The organism is Shewanella sp. S1-49-MNA-CIBAN-0167, from assembly GCF_040310145.1.
GTDB lineage: Bacteria > Pseudomonadota > Gammaproteobacteria > Enterobacterales > Shewanellaceae > Shewanella > Shewanella psychromarinicola.
The window spans coordinates 29,059-50,130 of record NZ_JBEOPO010000017.1 but is presented as its reverse complement, the minus strand read 5'-3'; the positions used below and the strand labels follow the sequence as shown (position 1 = coordinate 50,130).

Genomic DNA, 21,072 nt, shown 5'->3' with positions numbered 1-21,072 from the left:
CCCTTTATGCCTGAGCCAAGACAAAAATATTGCCTTGCTCAGTTTTAATTTCAAATGATTTAACCACTAGATCATTATTTTCAATACAACGCCCCGAATCCAAACGGTAATGCTGTTTATAAAGCGGCGAAGCCACACACAGCTCACCATCAATTTCACAAATCAATCCTCTGGCTAACAAACTCACACCACTAGCAGGATCGATATTATCAAGGGCAAATAAACCGTCTTTACCTAAGTTAAAAATAGCCACTGCACGCCCGGCAACCCAAGCGGCTATTCCCGTGCCTTTTGGCATACTTGCTTCAGTGCACACATTAATCCAAATCATGCTAATTCCTCCACTTGGGCTTGTTCGACATCGTCAGTAATCTCTTTAATGGCAATCGAGCCTGCCCCCGCATCGTTAATGTTAGGGAAACGCTGTTCCCGAATACGCTGATAAGCATTGGCATCTGTTGCGGGGGCATCATTTGGGTTAACAAACTCATTAAAACGCGCCAAAAAAGCAGGTTGCTCAAGGCTGGTTTTCCACTCACATTGGTATGTGGCAGCGATATGATCCATTTGTTGTTCTAGCGCGGCATTAATCCCAAGCGCATCATCAATAACTACCGATTTTAAGTAATCTACCCCCCCTTCTAAAGCGTCCATCCAGGTTGAGGTGCGCTGTAATTTGTCTGCGGTTTTGACATAGAACATCAAAATACGGTCGATGTATTTATACAGGTCTTGGGTGGACAAATCGGTGGCAAACAAATCACCATGACGCGGACGCATGCCGCCATTGCCAGCAACATACAGATTCCATCCTTTATCGGTTGCGATTATACCGATGTCTTTGCTTTGGGCTTCTGCGCACTCACGGGTACAACCCGATACCGCAAATTTCAATTTATGCGGACTGCGCAAGCCTTTGTAACGATTTTCTAAATCGATAGCGAAACCAACCGCGTCTTGTACTCCATAACGGCACCAAGTACTGCCAACACAAGACTTAACCGTTCGCAGAGACTTGCCGTAGGCATGGCCAGTTTCAAAACCAGCATCAATGAGTTTTTGCCAAATTTCAGGTAACTGCGATAGCGTTGCACCAAACATATCAATGCGCTGGCCACCGGTTATTTTGGTATACAGATCATATTCTTGGGCGATTTGGCCCATGGCGATAAGTTTAGTCGGAGTAATTTCGCCCCCTGCAACCCGCGGCACAACAGAGTAAGTGCCGTCTTTTTGGATGTTACCTAAGTAGGCATCATTGGTGTCTTGCAGCTGCACATGACCGCGGTCTTGATTGAGCACATACTGGTTTTGTAAGCTGGCAAAGATAGATGCCGCTGCTGGCTTACAAATATCACAACCATAAGTGTGACCACTTGCTGATGGCTTGCCATGTTGTGTCATTAAAGTATCAAAATCACTGATGCCCTCGACTTGGCAAAGGTGATATAACGCTTGTCTGTCGTGATCGAAATGGGCGCAAATACCGGCATTATAATCGAACCCAGCGGCTTGTAATGTTTGATCTATAATTTTTTGCACTAACGGCGCACAGCCGCCACAACCTGATGCAGCGCGAGTACATGACTTGATGTCAGCTATTTTATGCTTGCCTGCTGTTACAGACTCAACAATGTCGCCTTTAGTCACTTGATGACAAGAACACACAATAGAGGAGTCTTTTAAATCTGCTTCGTTTTCAGCACCGGCAAGCAATAATTCAACCGCGGAGCCTTCAATCTCATCTTGTGATAAATAAGCATCGAGCAAGCGGCTGTAATCGCTGTTATCGCCAATTAATACCGCACCTTTTAAATATTTACCGGTTTCATCTAACCATAACTTTTTATAAATTCCCGCCTGGTTATCAGATAACTCAACAAATTGTGCATTTTCAAAACCACGGCTTGCGCCAATAGCGGCCACGTCAACACCCAGCAATTTCAATTTGGTGCTCATGTCTGCGCCGGTAAATGACTGAGAAACGCTAGTTGATGTTAATGAGCCAAGATGAGCAGCCACAACCCGCGCCATTTGATAACCTGGGGCCACTAACCCAAATATTTTTTGCTGCCATAATGCACATTCTCCAATGGCATAAACATCTGGCGCAGAGGTTAAACAGTAATTGTCAATTTCAATGCCGCCACGTTCACCAATATTGATATTTGAAACCCGTGCTAATGAATCTTGTGGACGAATACCCGCTGAAAAGACAATCATGTCAGTTTCAAGATAAGACTCATCATTAAAGGTCATTCGATGTAATGCCGTTTCACCGTCGATAATCGCGGTGGTGGCTTTTGAGGTATGCACGCTCACGCCGAGTTGTTCAATTTTGCTACACAATAAATCACCGGCTTTGTCATTTAGCTGAACGGGCATCAATTGTGGCGCAAACTCAACAACGTGGGTTTTCACCCCAAGTTGTTTCATGGCATTAGCGGCTTCTAAGCCTAATAATCCGCCGCCCACAACAACCCCAACGTGACTGTTTTGGGCTGCAGCTTGGATAGCTTCAAGATCTTCAATGGTGCGATACACTAAACACTGAGCGCGATCGTTACCTTGAATAGGCGGCACAAACGGAAATGATCCGGTTGCCAGTACGAGTCGATCATAATGGTAATTGCCCCCTTGGGCACTCGTGACCGTTTTAGCGGCAATATCAACCGCGGTGATCGGGGTATTTAAGTGCAGCGAAATGCCCCAATCTTGATAGTCTTGCGCACTGGTTAACATTAACGGATCGGCGCTACCGGTCTCAAAATATTTTGATAATTGCACTCGATCATAGGCTGGACGGGGTTCTTCACCAAACACATGCACATCAAACGTTTTATTGAGCCCTAAACTACACAATTGCTCAATAAAGTGATGACCTACCATGCCATTACCGACCACCACTAACTTGGGTTTTGAGACTGCCATATCCTGCTCCTTCATGCCATGGACCGTAAAAAACAAAATGGCGCCAACTCCGCTTAAAGAGTTGGCGCCATTGCCTGTTACTATTCCGATTTTTTAAATTTTATTGTTTGAACATTAATGGTTTAAAAAACCATTATCGACTTTCAGTATCATACTGTGATGTTGCAGGCTCTATGCCAACAAACAAAAAAACCATAATCACTTGATTAATATATAATTAAAACTTAGCAGCCTTTGTGCTGAGACGATAATATGTCCGCCTTAGGGATAATCGCACCAAAATGAGGCGCACCATCATTGTTCACCGCTAAAGTATCGACTGCTAACGAAGTATTTTGCTTGCTGACAACTGCAATAATTTGTGCCGACATTTGTGCCACCGACAAGCCTTTTTGCATCGCTTGTTGTTGAATAATGTGGTGTGCTTTGGCTTCATCAAACCCTTGTTGCATTACAATCAACTTTGCTTGGCTGAGCAGTTTTATACTGCGAATTTCATCATCTAACTTTTTAAATTCGGCTAAGGTTTTACTGGCGGCATTAAAACGCGCTTGGGCTAAACTGATCACGCTGGTTAAACGGTTAACGGTCAGCATATCCGGAATAAAAGTGATGCGCCCACAATCAAGCAAATCGGTTAACGCTGCCTGTTGCCATGTTTTGGCATTGACAACGATCACCATAGGTTTACTCGTTAATGTACGCTGGATCAGCCCCTGAATTTGACTGTGTAATGTCTCGGTTAATACCAACAAGGTATCAAATGTTTGTTGATGTAATTGTTGCTCAACTTGGCTTACCGAAGTCAATACAGTGACATGCCCAAACGCCGCCAAACAAGTCTGATACTGCACCAGATCACAATCGGCCACAGGTACAGCCGCAAAGCTCTGATCGCAAAGGATTAAACTGCGCATAACCACTCCTTGTTCCGCCATTGATCTAGTGGATTATCTGTTGTACTAAAACGGTTTGCCCAACATTGTTGACTCAAACTGACGGCTTGCGCTGCTGTAATCGCCGTTGCGTTAATTGAATCTATCGCAGCTGATTGGTGGCTCAGTAATAGCAGCAACGCAGCCAAAGTAGCCTGAATACTGCTAAGCGCTTGCTCGATCATGGTGCGCGACATTAATTCTGTGAGTTTATTGACTGAAAAAGGCTGTTGTTCGCGCCATAACAGCGCAAGAATGTCGCTAGACAATTCAGCTTGGCCCACTTTCGCACCAGAAAAACCTTCTAATAATGTGGGGATCGATAAGCTCGATACCACTATAGTGTTTGCTTGTCCGTTGACGACAGTCATCGTGGTCGACACTCTTGGATTACATTCTGTTTCGCCTTGTAAACCTTTAAAAATCGCGACACTGCCGGTATGGTATTCACCTTTTGCAAATAAGATTTCGCATATGCCTTGGTGCAGATAATCTAACCCGGGGTGAAAGTAGCTACGCAGACTGATCGCTGCATTAGTTGGGTTGATACACCGCGCTGCAGTTTGAATAAGGCTACGAAGACCCAATTCTTGATGCAACTGGCGGCACTCATCTAACACTGGTGCTAAATCACCCGCACATACATAAACAATGTTATCGGATAGCAAGGCTGCATTAGCGCTTTGTGGTGTAGTACAACAAGCAATATTGACTGCCGCTAAGCAAGATTCAACATGGCGGCGATGGGGTAAAGCTTGGCTGTCGCCATGCAACATTACACGCACACCTTGGCTTGCCAGTAGTTTAGCCACCAACAATAACCACGGTAACTGCTCACGCTTACCCGCATACACAGGCCAGTCAATATCAACCGCCAATGTCCCCCAACCAGTATCTAATGTATGACGTAGCCCTGCGACCATCCCAGCAACTTCTTCTGTGGTTTCACCACGAACGCGCATTAACATCATGGCACTCGCCATCTGTACCCGGGTGGCTTTTCCTTTAGCAAAACCTTCAAGTAATAAGCTGGCCTCAGCAAATGTTAACGTCCGCGAGCCTTTTTCGCCCTTACCCAAGGCTTTGATCAATAACCTAAAATCAAATTCATCGACTGATGTCAGGGTTAACTCACCAATTTTAGGCATATAGCACCTCGCATTCATATTCAGAATGTGGTTGTGACTCTGGCTGTGGTGAAACAAAATCAATATCGTCGAGTAAAGCACTAAGCTGTTGGCCGACACTGACCACTTCACCAATAATGATTAATGTTGGCCCAGAGTCCTTAATAGTCAACGCAGCATCAGCCATAGAGTCAACGGTTGCATAAGTCACAATTTGGTTTGGTCTACCGCCATTGGTAACAAAAGCCACCGGCAAGTTAGCGGCGCATTGGGTATCGAGTAACCCGAGTGAGATGCTTGCCGCTTGTTCTTTACCCATATAAAAAACTAAGGTGGACTGTGCTGTGAGCAATGCTTGCCACTGCGTAGGAGCATTTGCATTATCTGCATCGGTCATTTTTGTGCCGGTGATCAGGGTGACACTTCGAGCCATACCACGAAACGTCAGTGGAATACCTGTGCTAGAAGCACAACCTAACGCGGCGGTAACACCGGCAATAAACTGCGAACGGATCCCCTGCTGAGCCAAGTAAAGCGCCTCTTCTGAGCCGCGACCGAAAATATGCGGGTCTCCGCCTTTTAAGCGCACCACTTTAAACCCTTGCTGTGCCAAGCTCAGTAATAACGCATTAATATCTTCTTGATTAACACTGGGCTGGCCGCAACGTTTACCGACAAAGTGGCGCTGACAAGATGGCGTCACTAAGGTTAAAATATCGCTGCTAACAAGGCTGTCAAACACGAGTGCATCGGCTTGAGCAACAATCCGCGCCGCCTTAATGGTCATCAAATCCAATTGACCACAACCTGCGCCAACAATGGCGACTTCGCCAGCTTGCAGTTCGCTTGTAGGTAATCCATCAGTAAGACAGCCTAAAGAGTTAATTGGCTGATGACCTTTTATCATTGCATCTACGCTATTCATTAGGCAACGTCCTCTTCTACTGCATGTTGATGTTCAATTTCGGTGTACGATAATGCATCCAGCCAACTTTGCTTGGCACACTGCTTTACTTCACTGTGACAACTGCCACATTGACGCCCGCAACCTAATAATGATTGAGTGCTATCTAATGCCTGTTGAAAACTGATGTTGGCTAAACCGTCACCCATCACTTGGTCGTTAAATTGTTGATTGATTTCGTCGTTAATGCTCGCTTCGGTTACCCCTGTACAAGCACAGATTAACGGGCTATTACCGGCTTTAATTTGCTGATGTAGCAACTTCATTAACGGCTTGTCGACAGGCTTGCCAATAAACGTATTCATCTGATTTAAGCCCACATTCACTTGAGTGTGAGACAACACTTTTAATGCCTTAAGTAATCCTTTATCCATATTGCATTGGATATATAAAGGCTGGCCATCTACCGTTAAGGTCCATTTAAGTGAATAGGCTGTCGCTTGGTAGGCAAAACCGTCGTTGGTATCTGTAAAACCAATGTGATGACACACTCCGTTCTCCAGCGTTTGTGCAACTTGCCAGCATAGCCCGTGAGCAGAAGAGTCGTGTTGACCAAAAACAACACCTTGCAGCGCAAGTAGAACGGGGCTTAATATCACTGGTTGACACTTAAATCCTGGTTGCTTTGATATTGGATCAACACGGGCATCTAACGCCTGATTCACCCCTTTGGTCATAGAGAACTGCGCCGACCAATGCATCGACATCAATGCCACATTGGCTGGCATATCGTCATCGACAACGGCGCGTGCCACAGTGAAGGCTGACGATAATATGGTCGCATTGGTATCCATTGAGTGCGGGGTCAGTGCTGATTGAATTCGTACAAAACCACCTTCGGTTAAGGAGAATTTTTGCAACTGTGATGAATGTAAATGAATAACAGGCTCAGGAATGCTGGCGCGTAAACTGGCGATATGTCCGGTGCGAGTCATGGTATGCCACTGATCGCGACTACGGCAGCTGTTTAATAACAGTGTGTTGTTGGTTAACGACTGCTCTGATGGATTAACAGGCGCTGGCGCGACAAATTGCGCTTTACCACTTGCAGTGGCAAACACACCATCACTGAAAACTCGTCCGCCTCGCTGGCCTATTTGCGTAGCAGAAGCAATAGGCCATTGTGTTGGCAGTAACGCATCATATTGCCTTTTTGATAAGTCGGCTAAGCCAGTTAAATCAAATACTTTGTTAGGAAACTGCTGTTTTACTCGAGCAGACATGGCGGCAAATTCGTTGAAAACACTGGCGTTATCATCAAAATCAAATCCGTGAAAGCCCATTTTTTTGGCCACTTGGCTCATAGCCCACCAATCAGCTTTAGCTTGACCTTTGGGGGTAATAAACCCACGCTGGCGGGTAATGGTGCGTTCACTGTTGGTAACAGTACCGCATTTTTCTGACCAACCTTGCGCTGGCAATAACACATCAGCAAGCTTGGCGGTATCTGAGTCTGGGCTAATTTCAGATACCACTACAAAGGGGCAATCGGCTAAGGCTTTGGCGATTTTTTCACTATTAGGTAACGACACCACTGGGTTGGTACCCATAATCCAAATCGCTTTAATTTTGCCATCGGCAAGGGCATCAAACATCTCTACTGCTGCTAAGCCTTTTTGTTCGGCTACGCTGTCGGTTTGCCAGAAATCAGCTAATAGCTGACGTTCAGGTGCTGAAAATCCCATATGACAGGCTAACTGGCTCGCTAAACCACCGACTTCACGGCCGCCCATAGCATTAGGTTGTCCGGTTAACGAAAAGAAACCACTGCCTATTTGTCCAATTTGACCTAAGGCAAGATGACAGTTAATCATCGCATTGGTGGTATCTGTGCCTATAGTTGATTGATTCACTCCCTGACAAGATGCGGTAAGTACTTTTTTATGAGCCGCCACTAATTGATAAAACTCAGTAAGACGAGTAACAGATACTCCGACTTGGTTTGCGAGTTCGGCTAAATTGGCACTTAATTGTTGCGCCTCGGACACAACAGAATCAAAACCCTCGGTGTGTGCTGCAATGTAAGTGTGATCAACACAATTTTGATCGGCTAAATAACCCAGTAAGCCATGAAATAATGCTAAATCGGCACCTGGTGTAATCGCTAAATGTAAATCCGCTTGTTTAGCTGTCGCGGTTGATAGCGGGTCGATAACCACTAAATGGGCATTATTGGTTTTTTTAGCCGCTAATATTCGTTGAAAAAGCACCGGATGAGTCCAAGCAGTGTTAGCACCCACCAGCACGATGACTTCTGCTTGCTCTAGGTCATCAAAGCAACCTGGCACCACGTCTTCACCAAAAGCGCGTTGCATTGCACTCACCGCTGACGACATACATAAACGAGAGTTAGTATCGATGTTAGCCGTTTTTAAAAAACCTTTGGCGAACTTATTCGCGACATAATAATCTTCAGTGAGTAATTGCCCTGAAAGATAAAGGGCAACAGAGCCGGGGCCATGCTCAGCAATGGTTTGTGCAAAAGTATCAGCAATTAAGGTGCTCGCACTATTCCAATCAAGGGGTTTACCTGAACGATATTTTGGATAACGTAGCACATTGGGCTGATCTAAACTGTCGAGTAAGCGTTCACCTTTAGCACATAAATGACCGTAATTTGCAGGATGATTGATATCACCCACTAATGATAAATCAGCTGTATTTATATCAGTCCAATCCGCTTTGTTCGGTGACACGCTTACGCCACACCCGACACCACAATAAGCACAACTCGATTGGATCTTTGACATACATCTACCCTTTCACCTGGATTATTTCATAGTAAACTACTGCGAAAGCTGTGCCAAAAAATTAACTTACTGATTTACAATAGAAATAAAAACCGTCTAGATTGATAACAGCAATATTTGTGCAACAAAAGTGCAGGCCTGCGCACTTTTGTTGCGCATCTATCTGAAAATAAAGGGATTTTAATACCTATAAAGAGGTATAACCTTGTTGTTTCATCCCTTATAAGCAAATGATCAACTCAAGGCATATTGAGGTAGGAATAGTTTTTTCTAGTCAGTTGATACAACGCAGACGCGTAACCAATGGGAATGCCTGCAAGTCGAGTGGCAACACTGTCTATCTTTTGCTGAATAAATTCATCAGGCTTTAGCCCAAACGGGTAAACAAGCCTCCCTCATCGCCTCGCTAAGCAAAATAATGGCAAGTTATATCTATGACTTGAAATAGACTGATCCCGATCGGTTTACCCCACCCCCCACCCCGTATCCCGGATTGAGGTTAAGTTAGGCTTATTTATGCAGGCAGATGTAAGGTTTTAGTCAGTTATTAGGAGAATAGAAACAAAAATACCGACATAAAGTCGGTATTTTTCAGCTATCAAGATAGCTTATTTTGCAGTACGGCCATCGTCATGACATGTATCACACGTTGGTACTTCGCCTACTTTTGCGTCATGTGGTGCGTGGCAATCTGCACACATTAACATACCATCATGCGGCTTATGGTTATCATCCATTTCAGCAAGAGAACCATGACAACTTTGACATTGTTCAAATTCATATACACCATCTGATGATGGCTCTCCATCAGCGTGACAGTTTTCACAGCCACCCATTTCAACATGAAACTCAGCGAGGGTCTCATCAGCAGCAAATGATGCAGAAGACATCATCATTACCGCGAAACCGGCCGCAAACAATGTACTTAGTAATTTATTGCTCACTTTTCATTCCTCCAATTTTAGTGTGTGCCCGCATTCTTTTTATCTGACGCGGATCATCACACTGCAGTACGACACTTTACTTAAGGGTTTACTCAACAACTTTGTTTATAAACAATTCATTAAAACAATTCATAAAACAATCGCAAATTAACTGATAATATAAACGTAGCTAATCAATCTACTTTAAGCAAAATTAATTTAGATTAGGTAATAATAGCAGCGTTAACATTTTGAATATGTGCGCCACATCATGTAACGCAATGGTTTTTAGTCAACAAACCGACTTGCTACCAATAATAGCTAATGTAGTCATGGTTAATTTAAGTTGAATTGTCGCCAATAAAAAGCCCCGACTAATGTTGAGGCTATCTTTGAGCTATCGCATTTATAACAATGATTTGTTGATATTAACTGCGAGATTTTTCTAAACGAGCGAGTAAACTAGAAGTATCCCAACGGTTGCCTTTCATCGCCTGAACTTCAGAATAAAACTGATCAACTAATGCCGCGACAGGTAAATGGCTACCATTTCGGCGAGCTTCATCTAGGGCAATGCCTAAGTCTTTTCGCATCCAATCGATAGCAAAGCCGAAATCATATTGACCTTGCCACATAGTCTGATAACGATTCTCCATCTGCCAACTTTGTGCAGCACCTTTACTGATGACCTCAATGACTTTTAAGCCATCTAAACCCGCACTCTTTGCAAAATGAAGTCCTTCAGCTAAGCCTTGAACCACACCCGCAATACAAATTTGATTGACCATTTTAGTCAACTGACCCGAACCTGCAGGTCCAAGCAATTCAGCACAGCGACTATATGCATCAATAACGGGTTTAACCGTATCAAAATCAGCCTGTTCACCGCCCATCATCACGGTTAACACACCATTTTCAGCTCCCGCTTGGCCACCTGAAACAGGCGCATCTAAAAAGCCAATATTTTGTGGGGTCAATTGGGCGGCAATGTCGCGCGCGACATCGGCTGAAGCTGTGGTATGGTCGACCAAAATAGCACCTGCATGCATACCGTGAATGGCGCCTTGATCCCCCAATACCACTTGACGTAAATCATCATCATTACCGACACAGGTAAACACAATGTCTTGTCCTTTAGCCGCGTCTTTTGGTGTATCCGCGCGTCGACCGCCATGCTGCTCAACCCATTGTTGAGCTTTACTGGCCGTTCGGTTATACACGGTCAAATCGTGACCTTGTTTAACTAAATGTCCCGCCATAGGATACCCCATAACGCCTAATCCAATAAATGCTACCTTAGCCATGATTTTCCCCTTTTATTTATACTACTGAAGGTTTAACGTGAGCTTCCATTTCGGCGCCAATACGCTTACGCATGTCCATTAAACGTAATGCTGTATCACGTAAATGAATATCGTCGGCTGTCGTTGGGATCCATTCAGGTACCGAGGTGGGTTTGCCTTCATCATCAACCGCCACCATAATCACAATACAATGGGTCGTGAGATAACGCTCTGAATCTTTAGGATCGCCAGCCTTAACATCAATTGCGACATGCATAGATGTGCTGCCGGTATAAATCACTTTACCCGTCACCTCAACAATATGGCCAACGTGAATGGGTTTAACAAAACGAATACCCCCTGCATAGACGGTAATACAATACTTACCACTCCAACCTGCAGCGGTAGCGTAAGCCGCTAAATCGATCCATTTCATTACGGCGCCGCCGTGTACTTTACCGCCGAAATTGACATCTGCGGGCTCAGCCAAAAAACGTAACGTGAGCTTTCTATCTATACCGGCCATAAAGCCTCCAAGTCATCGCAGGATGTATCGGAACTTAACGATACACTTTGTCTTAATCCAAAAAAAGCTTAAACATACAAAAAAAGCGCCATCGGCGCTTTTTATCTATGTCACTATCATTAATTGATTTTTTTAAACAATAATGAACCGTTGGTGCCACCAAAACCAAATGAATTACATAATGCGTAATCAAATTGATGACGACGAGAAGTGTGTGCGACAAAATCTAAATCACAACCTTCATCAGGATTGTCTAAATTAATAGTAGGAGGAACATGCTGATCACGTAATGCCAACAAAGTAATGATTGCTTCAACAGCACCTGCAGCACCGAGTAAATGACCGGTCATTGATTTGGTCGAGCTCACCAATACATCATAGGCATGTGGCCCAAACACAGATTTCACCGCAGCCACTTCGGCTTTATCACCTGCATTCGTTGATGTGCCATGGGCATTGATATAGCCCACTAGTTCTTTTTCAATTTGTGCATCGTTAATGGCATTGACCATAGCCGCCGCAGCACCAGCGCCGTCACTCGGTGGTGATGTCATGTGGAATGCATCACCACTCATGCCAAAACCAACCAGCTCGCCGTAAATTTTAGCGCCACGTGCTTTAGCTCGCTCGTACTCTTCCATCACAATGACACCTGCACCGTCGCCAATAACAAAACCATCACGGTCTTTGTCCCATGGGCGACTTGCTGCTGTTGGGTCGTCATTACGAGTAGATAATGCTTTAGCTGAACTAAAACCAGCAACCCCTAATGGGCTAGTGACATCTTCAGCACCACCGGCGACCATAACATCAGCATCACCATAAGCAATAGTCCGAGCGGCAAAACCAATGTTATGCACACCGGTAGTACAAGCCGTGGTAACCGCAAAATTGGGCCCTGTCATACCGTACATAATTGACAAGTGGCCGGCGATCATATTAATAATGGTGCTCGGCACAAAAAAAGGCGACACCTTACGTGGTCCGCCATTGAGTAATGCCGAATGGCCTTGCTCGATTAACCACATGCCGCCCATACCGGCACCAATAGCAACACCCACACGAGCAGGATTTTCTTGGCTCATATCTAGGCCAGAGTCTTTTACTGCTTGAATACCTGCAGCCATGCCATATTGGATAAATAAATCCATTTTACGGGCATCTTTTTTCGTTAAATATTGTTCGACGTCAAAATCTTTTACTGAGCCACTGAAACGAGTATTAAAACCACTGGCATCAAATTTGGTAATGGGAGCAATACCACTCTTACCAGCCAGTAAGGCATTCCAACAAGACTCGACATCATTACCTACTGGAGTCACGAGGCCAAGACCTGTGATGACGACACGACGTTTAGACATGATATTCACCTTTAAATAAAATCTGCCACGATGCCATTATTGCGATATAGCTAAAGAAGTATAAGGAAGGATGTTCTAATGCAATTAAATGGAACGAGCGTTTACAAATGCTTTAAACAAAAACAGGCGGCATAAATGCCGCCTGTTTTTGTGAATTCTTGATTACTGATTCTTAGAAACGTAATCGATCGCTGCTTGAACAGTAGTGATCTTTTCAGCTTCTTCGTCAGGGATCTCGGTGTCAAACTCTTCTTCTAGAGCCATAACCAATTCAACAGTGTCTAGAGAATCTGCGCCTAAATCGTCTACAAAAGAAGCAGCTGATTTAACGTCTTCTTCTTTAACGCCAAGTTGCTCGATGATGATTTTCTTTACACGTTCTTCGATGTTGCTCATTAGTTTTCTTTCCTATTCAAATTACGCACTTGCGTAAGATTGCGAGTAGTTTATTCGAATTAGATAACAATGCAAGCTTAGATTTTGTGGTCTAACCACAAAAAATAACATTGAATTGTCACTAACACTGACTCAAATGAAGGTAGTTGCCTACCTATCGCTCTTAAACCATGTACATGCCGCCATTCACATGCAATGTTTCGCCTGTGATATAAGCGGCTGAATCCGAGGCCAAAAACAATACTGCATTGGCAATTTCTTGTGCTTGCCCTAATCGTTCCATCGGAACTTGCGACATGATAGCTTGTTGCTGCTCTACTGTCAGCTCATCTGTCATATCTGTCTGAATAAATCCAGGTGCAACAGCATTCACTGTTATTTGACGAGATGCAACCTCTCTTGCAAGAGATTTTGTAAATCCAATCAAACCCGCTTTGGCAGCCGAGTAATTTACTTGGCCTGCATTGCCCATTGTACCCACAACAGAACCGATGCTGATAATACGTCCGAAACGCTTTTTCATCATAGATCGCATTACTGGTTTAGACAATTTAAATAGTGATGTCAAATTAGTGTCAATAATATCTTGCCATTCATCATCTTTCATCCGCATCAATAAATTATCACGGGTAATACCTGCGTTGTTGATGAGAATATCAACTTCACCGGTTTTTTCTTTGATCTGGCTATATAAATCAGCCACTGACTGAGTATCAGTGACATTTAACACCATCCCAAAGCCTTTGTCACCCAAGTATGCTTGGATCGCCGCAGCGCCTTTTTCACTGGTTGCCGTTCCGATAACCATCGCGCCGGCTTGTACTAACGATTCAGCAATCGCTCGGCCAATGCCACGACTGGCCCCCGTCACCAAGGCAACTTTGCCGTCTAAATTAATGCTAAAGCTCATATCAACTCCTTTATTCGACTAATGCTGCAAATGAAGCAACATCATTGACCGCTTGAGCGGATATCGATTTATTAATTCTTTTTGTTAAACCGGTTAATACTTTCCCTGGTCCACACTCTATTAATTTTGTAACACCTTGTGTCGCCATAAATTCAACCGACTCACGCCAACGCACTGGACAATACAATTGACGCACTAAAGCATCTTTAATGGCCTGGGCATTTGTCGGCATTGCCACATCAACATTGTTAACAACATTAATTATAGGCTCAGAGAATGTCACTTCCATTAAGGCTTTGGCTAATTCATCAGCTGCTGGCTTCATCAACGCACAATGTGATGGCACACTCACTGGCAATGCCACTGTCATTTTAGCACCAGCAGCTTTACATGCAGCAGCAGCGCGTTCAACCGCAGCTTTTTCACCCGCGATAACCACTTGACCGGGACTATTGTAGTTAACAGGGCTCACCACACCGCCTTCAGCAGACTCTGCACACACTTTGGCAATAGCATCATCATCAAGGCCAATAATGGCATACATCGCGCCAGACCCAGCAGGAACGGCTTGTTGCATTAATTTACCACGAAGCTCAACTAATTTAACTGCATCAGTAAATTCAATCACACCACCGCACACTAACGCAGAGTATTCACCAAGACTGTGGCCTGCAAGTAATGAGGGCATGGGCTTGTTCGATGCCTGATATGCGCGCCAGATAGCCACGCTTGCCGTGAGCAATGCAGGCTGGGTTTTATCTGTTTCATTTAAGGTTTCAGCTGGGCCATTGGCAACAAGATCCCATAAATCATAACCTAACGCATCACTTGCTTGGGCAAAGGTTTGCCCAATAATGACATGATTTTGAGCCAATTCAGCTAACATTCCTACGGCCTGTGAACCTTGGCCAGGAAATACAAAAGCAACATTTTCCATCAACGGTTACCTGTATAAAAAATAAATTTCAAAATTAAAAACGGATTAGTGCACTGCCCCAAGCAAAACCACCCCCAAATGCTTCGAGTAGTAATAAATGTCCACGCTGGATTCGGCCATCTCTAACGGCTTCGTCAAGCGCTATCGGTACTGATGCCGCAGAGGTATTGCCGTGTTTAGCTAATGTGAGAATGACTTTGTCTAAACTCATGTTAAGTTTCTTTGCTGTTGCCTTGATAATGCGGAAATTAGCTTGATGTGGCACTAACCAGTCAATTTCTGATTTATCGACATTATTAAGGAGCAAGGTTTCGGTGACCACATTAGACAACTGAGTTACCGCCACTTTAAACACATCGTTACCTTTCATCGTCATAAAACCGACAGCTTCAGAACTTTCATTCGCTCGAGGTGGGAAAGAACATTTTAATAAGTCCCCCTGGCTCCCATCAGCATAAATATGTGTCGCAATGATACCGGGAGTATCACTGGCACCAATAATCGCAGCGCCCGCACCATCACCAAACAAAATCACAGTGGAGCGGTCAGAAGGATCACACATTCGCGACAACACATCGGAACCAATAACCAGTACTTTTTTAGCGGCACCGGTTTTAACAAATTGATTTGCAACCGATAAAGCATAAATAAAACCAGAACACGCGGCAGCAATATCAAAGGCAGGGATATTTTTGACGCCTAATGAGGCTTGAATTTCGCATGCCGCAGCAGGAAATGCGTTTGAGGCACTTGTGGTTCCACAAACAATCATATCAAGATCACTTGCTTCGAGCCCCGCCATTTCAAGCGCTTTTAATGCCGCTTGATAACCCATTGTTGAAACCGATTCGTCTGTTGCAGCAATACGCCGCTCAGAAATACCGGTTCGATCAACAATCCATTGGTCAGTGGTTTCAACCATTTTTTCGAGATCTTGATTGCTACGAACTTGCACAGGTAGATAGCTACCTGTTCCGAGAATTTTTGTTTGCATATATGAGATCAGCTATTGATGTCTAAAAGAATCGACTCCAAACGATCTTTAATCATTTCAGGAAGACGACGTTTTGCTTCTGTTGCTGCTAAATTTAATGCTTGTAAAAATGCAGCTTCATCCGCGTTACCATGACTCTTTACTACTATTCCGCGCAATCCTATCAGACTTGCACCGTTATAGTGGTCGGGGTTCATCTTACTGAGAACAGCTTGTATACGAGGAGCGATGAGTTTGGAGAGTAAACGAACAAAAAAACCGTCATTTAAGCCGCGTTTTAATTGGTGTACTAACAGTTTTGCAATGCCTTCTGAAGTCTTTAAGGTAATATTGCCGACAAATCCGTCGCAAACAATCACATCCACATTACCTGTGTAAATTTCATCGCCTTCTACAAAGCCAATATAATTAATTTGCTCGGTATGTTGTAAAATTTGACCGGCCTGTTGAACTTGGTCGTTACCCTTAATCGCTTCAATGCCAACATTAAGCAAAGCGACTTTGGGACGGGATTTCTTATGGACAGCTTCACATAATACAGACCCCATAATAGCAAACTGGAATAAGGTATCTGAGTCACAAGATACATTAGCCCCTAAATCCAATAAATAAACCGGTTTTCCGGTCATTGCAGGTAAGCAAGACACAAGTGCAGGTCGATCAATACCCGGTAAGGTTTTTAATAACACCTTAGCCATCGCCATTAATGCGCCCGTGTTACCGGCACTAACGCAAGCAGCGGCTTTGCCGTCGCGCACGAGCTCAAGGGCAATTCTCATAGAACTGTTTTTACGTGAACGCAAAGCATGAATGGGCTTATCGCACATTGTCACGACTTCAGTGGTATGGATTATTTCAATACGGGATAGATCTGTTGAGTGAGCTTGAGGTAGATATTTTTCTATTTCGGTTTGATTGCCAACCAAAATAATATTTAAAGATGTGTGAAATTTCAATGCCTGCAAGGCTGCAGGCACTGTCACGTGGGGGCCGTGATCGCCCCCCATCGCATCTAACGCAAGCGTCAGATTTATCATTAGATTAGCAACAAATTACTTGTTGATAACCTTTACACCGCGGTAAAAACCATCAGCAGTCACGTTGTGACGTAGATGTAATTCACCGCTGGTTGCGTCTACTGATAATTGAGCTGTGCTCAATGAATCATGTGAACGACGCATACCACGCTTTGAACGTGATTTTTTATTCTTTTGTACAGCCATTGGACCTGTCTCCTACGATTACTTGCTCTTCAGTTTTTCTAACACTGCAAATGGATTTGCACGCTCCTCATGAGCGGGTTCGATCTCGCCTACAACTACATCTTTCGATCCAGACTTACAATTATTATCATCGTGCATCGGGATGATAGGCATAGCGACTATCAATTCATCTTCAATCAATTGATGCAGACGTAATTCACCAATCTCATTACACTCAATTGGGTCATACGCATCCGGGAGCTCATCGATTTCTGCCTCAGTCTTACAAGGACTAAAACAAAAGTCGACCGTAACCTCAGTAGTAACTTGTGTCATACAACGTTGACATAGCAGAGTGAGCTCCGTCACAGCCTTCCCGCGAAGGTAGACTATCCCCTGTATATCGACGCCACATTCCAACGACACAACTACGTCGGAACAGTCGCCGGTACATAACTCGCTTAATCGCTTTAGTTGCTTACCTAAAATGGTACCTTCATAACGAAGGCCGCTAGAGGCTGCGCGTATAGGATCAATTGAAACCGGTATCTTTACTGTTTGCATAAGGCGCGCATATTATAGTTTGAAAACGCTGGAGTCAAAGAAAATTTCCGTAAAAATACGGTAATCTCACCTAACAATGAACTTTAGGTACTCTTTAATCCGGCATTAGGTTTGAAAGTTGGCAAATTTTACCGAACCCAACTCCATCACACAAGCATTACTCGATAAAAATGATCCATTTGCCTAGATGAATACAGTAAACTGACAAATATTCTGTTATTAGCCTAAAAATAATGAAGAAAAGCCAATGAAATTCAACCTAGTACTTGCATCAACCTCACCTTTTCGTCAGCAATTATTACAAACATTAATGCTGCCTTTTAACTGCGTTAACCCTGATGTTGATGAAACTGCTGCAAAAGATGAAACAGCATTAGCATTAGTCAAACGGTTAGCTGAACAAAAAGCATTAGCCGGAGCGAACTTAATTGATCAAACATCCGTGCCACAATTAATTATTGGCTCAGATCAAGTCGCGATGATTAATGGTCAGATTATCGGTAAGCCAAATAACATCGAAAATGCTATTGCTCAATTAAGCGCGGCTTCTGGTCAAGCAATCACTTTTTATACCGGTCTAGCTGTATTTAATTGTGATAATCAACGCATGTTGTCGTGTGTTGAACCTTTTACAGTGCACTTTAAATCGTTAACAGAAGCGCAAATTCGCTACTACATCGACAAAGAACAACCATTATATTGCGCAGGTAGTTTTAAAGTAGAGGGGTTGGGAATCGCACTCTTTAGCCGCTTAGAAGGTGATGATCCTAATACTTTAATTGGTCTGCCATTAATTAGGCTTATCGATTTACTGGCACAGCATGGTGTTGATGTACTAAGCCAAGCCCCTCAATGATCAATCAAATAATATTGGTCTAAAATATTGACCGGCATTATTTAACATTTCTGTGCATAAGGATGGATGATTAGGTAAGTGATTAACAAAATGACAGGGCATAAACGCAGAGGTAATTAAAAATTATTTAAGTTAATGAAATACAGCGTCGGCAACACTTATGTGCGACGCTGCTGCATTTCAATTATCAATCATCATAAACACAAGATAGTTAAAGATAATCACGTATCGCAAGTGGCTTATCGACAATCGCACGCGGATTTAGCGCTTGCAATTTTGATTGATTATGGGCGCCATAACTCACACCAATACTCGCCATACCAGCATTTTTGGCCATGGTTAAGTCATGGATTGAATCGCCAATCATAATGGCTCTATCTGCGGCAACATCAAAATGAGTCAATAACGAAAACAACATCTCAGGATGCGGTTTGCTTTCAGCGTCATCGGCACAGCGCGTCGCATGAAAGTACTGGCCTAAGCCTGTACGTGCCAATACGTTATCAAGACCCTCTCGCCCTTTACCCGTCGCTACCGCTAATTGATAACCGCCAGCATGTAAACTGCGAATAAGTGATTCAACGCCCTCAAATAAAGGCGTAGGGTGCACATTGGCAACATGATGACGACGATAACAATCAATAATTTGCTCATGGTTTTGATGATCGGCAAATAAAATCGGCATAATTTTAGGTAAAGATAAGCCTATGACATCTCTTATTTGCTGTTCAGACGGGATAGGCAAAATGAGTTCTTGTGCTACATTTTGCATGCAAGACACTATTTTACCAATCGTGTCCATTAGCGTGCCATCCCAATCAAAAATGACCAGTTCATAAGCTTTATGTTGAATATTCAATACCATTCCTTACTTCATTTTCACACCGCTGTGGATGTTATATTCTTTTTAATTTTTCAAGTGTGCTAAGTAACACTGGGTCTAAAGGCGCCTTAACTTGCGTGACTTCATTATTCTCAGGATGAGTAAACTTAAGCTCAGCCGCATGTAAAAACAGACGATCTAAGCCTAATGCGCGCATGCTGTCGTCAAATTGTTGCTCGCTGTATTTATCATCACAGGCAATAGAATGACCCGCATATTGACAATGTACCCTAATCTGATGAGTACGCCCAGTCACAGGACTGGCTTTGACCAAGGTACACCCTTGGTATCGCTGCATGATTTTGAAACGCGTTTCCGACTCTTTACCTTCTTTATTAACTCGAACAATACGCTCGCCAGACTTTAAGGTGATTTTTAACAACGGCGCTTTGACCGATTTATCACTTGCTTGCCATTGGCCACGCACCAAGGCTAAATAATCTTTCTGCATGGTTTTACTGCGTAACTGTTCATGCAAATGCTTTAATGCACTGCGTTTTTTAGCAACAAGCAAGACGCCAGAAGTATCTTTATCTAAACGATGCACCAACTCTAAATACTTTTGTTGTGGACGAAGTGAGCGTAAGCCCTCAATCACACCATAATCAACACCACTACCACCATGTACCGCAATGCCGGCAGGCTTATTTAATACAATTAAATGATTATCTTCGTGGATAATGCGATCTTCGAGCTGTGACACTCGAGATAAATTAGGCGAAGGTGCTTTGCGATTATCTTTTTCTGCAACTCGAACCGGCGGTATGCGAACGATGTCATCGATTTGCAATTTGTATTCTGGCTTGATGCGTTTTTTATTCACCCGCACTTCCCCTTTACGCACGATCCTATAAATCATGCTTTTGGGAACACCTTTTAATTTAGTTAGCAAAAAATTATCGATTCGTTGTTCAAAATTATCTTCGTCGATAGTCACGTATTCAACTTGGGGGGTGGTTTCAGTATTCATGATGCGCCATATAGTGGGAACCCCAATAGTGTACCTTATCTGGTAAATGCTTGGCTATTGCCACATCGGACTTGAAATAAATACACGAAAGAATATTGGCTTTTGATTGCTGAAAATAACGATTGTTGCTATATTTGCCCACAGGTTGAGAGTAAACAGTGGATAAAGTGTTCACAACTTTCACCAAATGCGAAACACTAACAGTTAAAAAAATGAACTTAACCGGTAGCAACTCATTGATTTGCAAATTGTATTTACTAAAAAAACGGCAAAACCCGTTTGTACAATTAAACCGTAAGTAATCAATAAATATTTTAATTTAACTGTGGTAAATCGCCCCAAATTCGAACAACATTTTAGCTTGTTATCAAACAAACCGATTCGACTTGGGCATTAACGGATTAAAATACCATAATTTATGGGGTTGGTTGTAACTCAACCAATTCCTTGTTTTTGTAAACATTAGAAAATAAGCCATAAATAGGATGCGACACGCAGAGACTGCGTTTTACAGTAATGAGCACCTAAATTGCCTGGATCTAACCGTGAGGTTATACCGA

The 21,072-nt window shown here is 43.4% G+C and carries 20 protein-coding genes; 1 reads left to right on the top strand and 19 read right to left on the bottom strand.

Annotated features, from left to right (window positions below):
* Positions 1-4: 4 nt before the first annotated feature.
* The 17 genes from nirD to yceD form a co-directional block, all read right to left on the bottom strand.
* Positions 5-331 carry a nitrite reductase small subunit NirD gene (gene nirD, locus AAEZ00_RS09800; protein WP_351074327.1) on the bottom strand — a complete coding sequence of 109 codons (327 nt, stop codon included), beginning with the start codon at positions 329-331 and terminating at the stop codon, positions 5-7.
* A complete protein-coding gene (gene nirB, locus AAEZ00_RS09795; RefSeq protein ID WP_351088612.1) occupies positions 328-2,931 on the bottom strand; it encodes a nitrite reductase large subunit NirB in 2,604 nt (867 codons plus the stop codon). The genes nirD and nirB overlap by 4 nt, the downstream gene beginning before the upstream one ends.
* Positions 2,932-3,155: 224 nt before the next feature.
* The gene (locus AAEZ00_RS09790) at positions 3,156-3,848 is read right to left on the bottom strand and encodes an ANTAR domain-containing response regulator (protein ID WP_351088611.1); all 693 of its coding nucleotides are present in this window, start codon (positions 3,846-3,848) and stop codon (positions 3,156-3,158) included.
* A complete protein-coding gene (locus AAEZ00_RS09785; RefSeq protein WP_351088610.1) occupies positions 3,836-5,014 on the bottom strand; it encodes a glycosyl transferase in 1,179 nt (392 codons plus the stop codon). Before AAEZ00_RS09785 ends, AAEZ00_RS09790 begins: the two co-directional genes overlap by 13 nt.
* Entirely contained in the window at positions 5,007-5,918 is a 912-nt protein-coding gene (gene cobA / locus AAEZ00_RS09780; protein ID WP_124013770.1) for a uroporphyrinogen-III C-methyltransferase, read from the bottom strand. The genes AAEZ00_RS09785 and cobA overlap by 8 nt, the downstream gene beginning before the upstream one ends.
* The gene (locus tag AAEZ00_RS09775) at positions 5,918-8,707 is read right to left on the bottom strand and encodes a nitrate reductase (protein ID WP_351088609.1); all 2,790 of its coding nucleotides are present in this window, start codon (positions 8,705-8,707) and stop codon (positions 5,918-5,920) included. The genes cobA and AAEZ00_RS09775 overlap by 1 nt, the downstream gene beginning before the upstream one ends.
* A 608-nt stretch (positions 8,708-9,315) precedes the next feature.
* A complete protein-coding gene (gene cctA, locus AAEZ00_RS09770; RefSeq protein ID WP_101030672.1) occupies positions 9,316-9,651 on the bottom strand; it encodes a tetraheme c-type cytochrome CctA in 336 nt (111 codons plus the stop codon).
* 407 nt (positions 9,652-10,058) lie between these two features.
* Positions 10,059-10,934 carry an NAD(P)-dependent oxidoreductase gene (locus AAEZ00_RS09765; RefSeq protein WP_335686270.1) on the bottom strand — a complete coding sequence of 292 codons (876 nt, stop codon included), beginning with the start codon at positions 10,932-10,934 and terminating at the stop codon, positions 10,059-10,061.
* A gap of 16 nt (positions 10,935-10,950) precedes the next feature.
* Positions 10,951-11,439 carry an acyl-CoA thioesterase gene (locus AAEZ00_RS09760; RefSeq protein ID WP_351088608.1) on the bottom strand — a complete coding sequence of 163 codons (489 nt, stop codon included), beginning with the start codon at positions 11,437-11,439 and terminating at the stop codon, positions 10,951-10,953.
* Positions 11,440-11,558: 119 nt separating this feature from the next.
* Positions 11,559-12,800, bottom strand: coding sequence for a beta-ketoacyl-ACP synthase II (fabF, locus tag AAEZ00_RS09755; RefSeq protein WP_351074315.1), 1,242 nt, complete (start codon positions 12,798-12,800; stop codon positions 11,559-11,561).
* A 162-nt stretch (positions 12,801-12,962) separates the two neighbouring features.
* Positions 12,963-13,196 carry an acyl carrier protein gene (gene acpP / locus AAEZ00_RS09750; RefSeq protein ID WP_011496723.1) on the bottom strand — a complete coding sequence of 78 codons (234 nt, stop codon included), beginning with the start codon at positions 13,194-13,196 and terminating at the stop codon, positions 12,963-12,965.
* A 163-nt stretch (positions 13,197-13,359) separates the two neighbouring features.
* Positions 13,360-14,106: a 3-oxoacyl-ACP reductase FabG gene (fabG, locus tag AAEZ00_RS09745; RefSeq protein WP_335686273.1), complete on the bottom strand. Its 747-nt coding sequence runs from the start codon at positions 14,104-14,106 to the stop codon at positions 13,360-13,362.
* 10 nt (positions 14,107-14,116) lie between these two features.
* Positions 14,117-15,043, bottom strand: a complete 927-nt coding sequence (fabD, locus tag AAEZ00_RS09740) for an ACP S-malonyltransferase (protein ID WP_101030658.1) — start codon at positions 15,041-15,043, stop codon at positions 14,117-14,119.
* 34 nt (positions 15,044-15,077) lie between these two features.
* Positions 15,078-16,037, bottom strand: a complete 960-nt coding sequence (locus AAEZ00_RS09735; RefSeq protein ID WP_351074312.1) for a beta-ketoacyl-ACP synthase III — start codon at positions 16,035-16,037, stop codon at positions 15,078-15,080.
* An 8-nt stretch (positions 16,038-16,045) separates the two neighbouring features.
* Positions 16,046-17,074: a phosphate acyltransferase PlsX gene (plsX, locus tag AAEZ00_RS09730; RefSeq protein WP_101030652.1), complete on the bottom strand. Its 1,029-nt coding sequence runs from the start codon at positions 17,072-17,074 to the stop codon at positions 16,046-16,048.
* 15 nt (positions 17,075-17,089) lie between these two features.
* On the bottom strand, positions 17,090-17,260 hold the full coding sequence (rpmF, locus tag AAEZ00_RS09725) for a 50S ribosomal protein L32 (RefSeq protein ID WP_101030648.1): 171 nt from the start codon (positions 17,258-17,260) through the stop codon (positions 17,090-17,092).
* 18 nt (positions 17,261-17,278) lie between these two features.
* Positions 17,279-17,803, bottom strand: a complete 525-nt coding sequence (yceD, locus tag AAEZ00_RS09720) for a 23S rRNA accumulation protein YceD (protein ID WP_101030645.1) — start codon at positions 17,801-17,803, stop codon at positions 17,279-17,281.
* Between the two features lie 247 nt (positions 17,804-18,050).
* Here yceD and AAEZ00_RS09715 point away from each other — a divergent pair, with 247 nt between their 5' ends.
* Positions 18,051-18,659: a Maf family protein gene (locus AAEZ00_RS09715; RefSeq protein WP_101030642.1), complete on the top strand. Its 609-nt coding sequence runs from the start codon at positions 18,051-18,053 to the stop codon at positions 18,657-18,659.
* 211 nt (positions 18,660-18,870) lie between these two features.
* Here the strand turns inward: AAEZ00_RS09715 and AAEZ00_RS09710 are convergent, their stop codons facing one another.
* Together AAEZ00_RS09710 and rluC are read right to left on the bottom strand one after the other, a co-directional pair.
* Positions 18,871-19,524 (bottom strand): HAD-IA family hydrolase, encoded by a 654-nt coding sequence (locus AAEZ00_RS09710; protein WP_198554720.1) that lies wholly within the window; start codon positions 19,522-19,524, stop codon positions 18,871-18,873.
* 31 nt (positions 19,525-19,555) lie between these two features.
* Entirely contained in the window at positions 19,556-20,512 is a 957-nt protein-coding gene (gene rluC, locus AAEZ00_RS09705; RefSeq protein ID WP_101030639.1) for a 23S rRNA pseudouridine(955/2504/2580) synthase RluC, read from the bottom strand.
* Positions 20,513-21,072: the final 560 nt, after the last annotated feature.